This window comes from uncultured Megasphaera sp., assembly GCF_958350005.1.
Lineage (GTDB): Bacteria > Bacillota > Negativicutes > Veillonellales > Megasphaeraceae > Megasphaera.
This window is the reverse complement of sequence record NZ_CATWFF010000160.1, coordinates 1-4573: the sequence shown is the minus strand read 5'-3', so window position 1 is coordinate 4573 and position 4573 is coordinate 1. Positions and strand designations below refer to the sequence as shown.

Below are 4573 nucleotides of genomic sequence, written 5' to 3'. Positions count from 1 at the left end.
GTATATTGCCCCGTCATTCTCAGGATGCTATATTATGATTAAATATACACAACACACATTACAGGAACACCGGGAATCCATTTTTTTCATAAAGGAGGATATATAAAATTATGCATACAATCTATCTGGACAACGCCTGCACATCCTTTCCCAAAGCGCCTGGCGTCGGCAAGGCTGTCGGCGATTTCATTACCAACCATGGCGTGAACATTAACCGCGGCTCCTACGGCCCGGCTTATGATCTGGAAGAACTGGTCTATACGACCCGTCAGTGGCTCAGCGAGCTGTTTCACTTCCCGCACTGCCAGAATGTCATCTTTACAGCCAACGTAACGGCCAGTATCAATGCCGTGCTGCACGGTCTGCTGACAGCAGGAGATCACGTACTCATTTCTTCCATGGAGCACAACGCCGTCGTCCGCCCCCTCGTACAGCTGCAGGAACAGGGCATCTCCTTTGACCGCATTCCCTGTACGGCAGAAGGCGAATTGATTCTTTCAAAAATGGAAAGTCTCCTCCGCCCCAACACAAAAGCCATCATTATGACGCACGCCTCCAATGTGAGCGGCACTGTCCTTCCCATTGAGGAAGTAGGACGATTCTGCCACCGCAAAGGACTGCTTTTCATTGTCGATTCAGCCCAGACCGGCGGCGTCCTGCCCATTGACATGGAACAAATGGCCATTGACGTTCTGTGCTTCACAGGCCACAAAGGGCTTCTCGGCCCACAGGGCATTGGCGGTTTCATTGCCTCTGACGAAACGGCAAAGACAATGAAGCCGTTCATCTGCGGCGGCACAGGCAGCGTATCCCACTTGGAAACAATGCCCGATTTCCTGCCTGATAAATTTGAAGCAGGCACGCCGAATCTTCCCGGCATTGTCGGCCTTCATCAGGCCCTCATCTATCTGCGCCAGACAGGACTGGATGCCATTCGCCAGAAGGAAATGGCCCTGACCGAGCAGTTTCTCACCGGTCTGGCAGCCATTCCGTCCATACACATTGCCGGAAAAAAGACGATGAAAAACAGAACAGCCGTCGTTTCCATTTATTCGCCGGCCATTGATAATGCTATCGCAGCCGCAGAGCTGGAAGAAAAGTACGGCATCCTGACCCGCGTCGGCCTGCACTGTGCTCCGTCAGCCCACAAGACCCTGGGAACCTTTCCTGGCGGGACGATCCGCTTCTCCTTTGGCCATACGAACACGCCGGAAGAAGTGGACACAGCCCTAGAAGCGCTGCAGAAGCTGTACAAGTAAGGCTTAGACTTGTTCGCGGCGCCGAATTTCCTGGCCCACAATGACCCCGGCTGCAGAAGCCTGTACAAGGCCCCGCGTAATGCCGGCACCGTCGCCAATGGCAAAGAAATTAGGGATTTTCGTTTCCAGTTCTTTGCTCAGTTCCAGACGGTTGGAATAGAATTTTACTTCTACACCATACAGCAAGGTATGACGTGAATTAGCTCCTGGTGCAATGTTGTCCAGCGCTTCCAGCATTTCCTTAATATCCTGCATATGGCGATACGGCAGGACGAGGGACAAATCGCCTGGCGTGGCATTGGGCATCGTCGGACGTACGAGACCGCGCTGTATCCGTTCCGGCGTGGACCGGCGGCCGTCGAGAAGGTCGCCCAGGCGCTGTACGATGACGCCGCCGCCGAGTATGTTGGCCAAATTGGCAATATACTTGCCATACTTTATTGGTTCATGGAAAGGTTCCGTAAATTTTTTGGACACCAAAATGGCAAAGTTCGTATTTTCACTGCGCTTATGGGCATAGCTGTGGCCGTTTACCGTAAGAAGGCCGTCGTTGTTTTCTTCTACGACAAAACCATAGGGATTCATGCAGAACGTGCGAATCCGATCATCAAAGGATTTGCTGAAATAAATGAGCTTCGATTCATATACAATATCCGTAATGGTTTCCAGAATTTCCGACGGCATTTCCACGCGCACGCCAATATCTACGGCATTGGAAGTAAGCTTCAGTCCCATCTTGGCCACTTCGCGGACGAGCCATTCTGATCCTTCCCGGCCGGGAGCGCAGACCAGATACTTGCAGCCATAGAGCTGTCCGTTAATGATGACACCCTGTACGGCTCCATTGGCAACAGCAATATGTTCGACTGCCGTATCGGCCATAATATCGACTTTATCAGCCAGGAAGTCGTGCATATTCGTCAGAATCTGGGCATTCACGTCTGTTCCCAAATGGCGGATACGGGCCGGAATAAACCGCAAATCGGCAGCGGCAGCACGGCGCTGAATGCGGCGGATTTCCTCAGCATGTTCCCCGCCGTATACCTTGCGGCCGGCACCGCCGAACTTACAGTACACGTCATCGACGTACAGGATCTTGTCCATCAGATCGCCTTTGGACATATAATCATCCAAATTGCCGCCGTATTCCGTTGTCAGCGTCAGTTTCCCGTCACTGAAGGCCCCGGCACCGCCCCAGCCGCAGACGACATTGCGCACTTTGTCCTTCACAGGCGCATCGGCATTGCGGCTTGTCGCAATACGGCCGCGTATATCCTGGCCTTTTTCGACCATGAGAATATGAAATCCCCGGTCTGCCAGCTCCAGAGCTGTAAAAATACCTGCCGGACCGGCACCGACAATAATTACATCATACATCTTGACTGCGTTCATAGAGTCACGCCCCTTTCTCTCTGCGACTGTACCACGACTGGCAGAGCTTGTCAAATATGATATAATACAGATATTATTTTACGAATCAGAAGAAAGGAGTCCTCTTTGCCATGACAAAACAACGAATGCGTCATCACGACGAAGTGCAGGAAGATGTACTGGACTTGCAGCGGCAGAAATATATTTTTCTGGGCATCTTCTCACTTATGCTGCTGGTCCTGATTTCGCTGTACCTGAACGCCGGTCCTGTTTCTGTAAGCCTGGCCATTGCCGCACTCATTATCGTAACCCTGGCCTTATCTATTCGATACAAAGATTTTTACCGCCTTCGAGACCGGGGACAGCGCACGAAATGCGTCATTCTGTCCATGTATGCCAGCCTCATCCTCACCGTGGCCTGTGGCTACTATTTTTCGCTGGAACAAACGCTGACAGATGAATATGCCCTGGTATTCCTGTTTGGCTTTCTCTTTTTCACCTATATGGTCTATCGGACCCTGAGTCCGTCCATGGTCGTCGGCAACCGGCGCATGCGCGTAAAACGGTAACATGCATAAAAAAGCTCCCCGAAACACTGTTTCGAGGAGTTTTCTTATGCAATATATATCGGCAATTACTGATTAGCTGCAGCTCGTTCTTTTTTGTACAGGTCAGCTGTAATGGCATCGGAGCAGCAAACGGCAACGACGTCAGCAACGTCTTCCGACGAGCAGCCACGGGACAAGTCAAGGATAGGTTTATCCAAGCCCTGTACCAATGGGCCAAGGGCCGTAGCATTTGCAAAACGCTGAACCATTTTGTAGCCAATGTTGGCAGCATCGAGGTTCGGGAAAATGAGGACATTCGCATGGCCGGCAACTTTGGAGCCCGGAGCTTTGTGTTCGCCAACTTCCGGAACCAGAGCAGCGTCAGCCTGCATTTCGCCGTCGAAATCAAAGTCAACATTGCGGTCTTTCAGAATCTGTACGGCTTTGCGAACTTTTTCTACCGATTCGCCAGAGCCGGAACCCATGGTCGAGTAGGACAGGAAAGCAACTTTCGGGTCGAGCATCTGTACAGTCCGACGAGCCCGTTCTACGCAGATGCAGGCAATATCAGCCAGCTGTTCTGCTGTCGGGTCAGGAATAACACCGCAGTCACCGAGGACAAGGATGCCGTTATCGCCGTACTGCGGCGTATTGGTCAGGAGAATGAAGGCACTCGATACGGTGTGGTTGCCGGGACGGGGGCCAATGACCTGCAGGCCTGCGCGGATAACGTCTGCCGAAGTCGTAGCAGCACCGGAAACAACGCCGTCTGCTTCGCCAAGAGCAACGAGGCCGGCAGCAAAGAATGTATAGTTGTGCGTCATAATGTCATGAGCTTTTTCAACAGTCATGCCTTTCTTTTCACGCCGTTTAGCGAAGTATTCGCACAATTCATCCATACGGTAGTACGTTTCGGGATCTACAACTTCTACACCGGTAAGATCAATCTGGAATTTAGAAGCGTCTTTTTTGATTTGTTCTAATTTGCCGATAAGGACAATTTTAGCAAATCCATCAGCCATAACACGTTCAGCTGCTTTCAGTACACGGCGGCTGTTCGTTTCAGGAAGAACGATTTTTTTCTGTGCTTTCGAAACACGAGCTTTTAAATCTTCAGTAAATCGCATGTGAGGATCACTCCTTAAAAAATGTCTAAAATTAAATTCCAACACTTCCTATTATATACCAAAATACGGCCGAATCAAATACATTTGCCCTTCTTTCCTCAGGTTAGGCAAATATTTCTGTATACAAAATAAGCATGGTGAAAAGGCCCTTTTTTCATAGTCCATGTTTTCATCAGCAAGAAAAAAAGACACGCGCAAATGCGTGTGTCTTTTAGTTTGGTGGGCGATAACAGGATCGAACTGCTGACATCCTGCTTGTAAGGCAGGC

5 protein-coding genes are annotated in these 4573 nt (G+C 50.5%); 2 read left to right on the top strand and 3 right to left on the bottom strand.

Features of this window, described 5'->3' with window-relative positions; translation table 11 throughout:
• Positions 1-110 precede the first annotated feature (110 nt).
• On the top strand, positions 111-1259 hold the full coding sequence (locus tag Q3886_RS08560) for an aminotransferase class V-fold PLP-dependent enzyme (RefSeq protein WP_301860960.1): 1149 nt from the start codon (positions 111-113) through the stop codon (positions 1257-1259).
• 3 nt (positions 1260-1262) lie between these two features.
• On the opposite strand, the gene Q3886_RS08555 is transcribed toward Q3886_RS08560, so the two are convergent.
• Positions 1263-2651 carry an NAD(P)/FAD-dependent oxidoreductase gene (locus Q3886_RS08555; RefSeq protein ID WP_301860959.1) on the bottom strand — a complete coding sequence of 463 codons (1389 nt, stop codon included), beginning with the start codon at positions 2649-2651 and terminating at the stop codon, positions 1263-1265.
• Between the two features lie 110 nt (positions 2652-2761).
• Here Q3886_RS08555 and Q3886_RS08550 point away from each other — a divergent pair, with 110 nt between their 5' ends.
• Positions 2762-3199: a hypothetical protein gene (locus Q3886_RS08550; RefSeq protein WP_301860957.1), complete on the top strand. Its 438-nt coding sequence runs from the start codon at positions 2762-2764 to the stop codon at positions 3197-3199.
• 65 nt (positions 3200-3264) lie between these two features.
• Here the strand turns inward: Q3886_RS08550 and pta are convergent, their stop codons facing one another.
• Positions 3265-4305 carry a phosphate acetyltransferase gene (gene pta / locus Q3886_RS08545; protein WP_301860955.1) on the bottom strand — a complete coding sequence of 347 codons (1041 nt, stop codon included), beginning with the start codon at positions 4303-4305 and terminating at the stop codon, positions 3265-3267.
• A 51-nt stretch (positions 4306-4356) separates the two neighbouring features.
• A partial coding sequence (locus Q3886_RS08540; protein ID WP_301860954.1) for a hypothetical protein occupies positions 4357-4573 on the bottom strand: 217 nt, incomplete at its 5' end.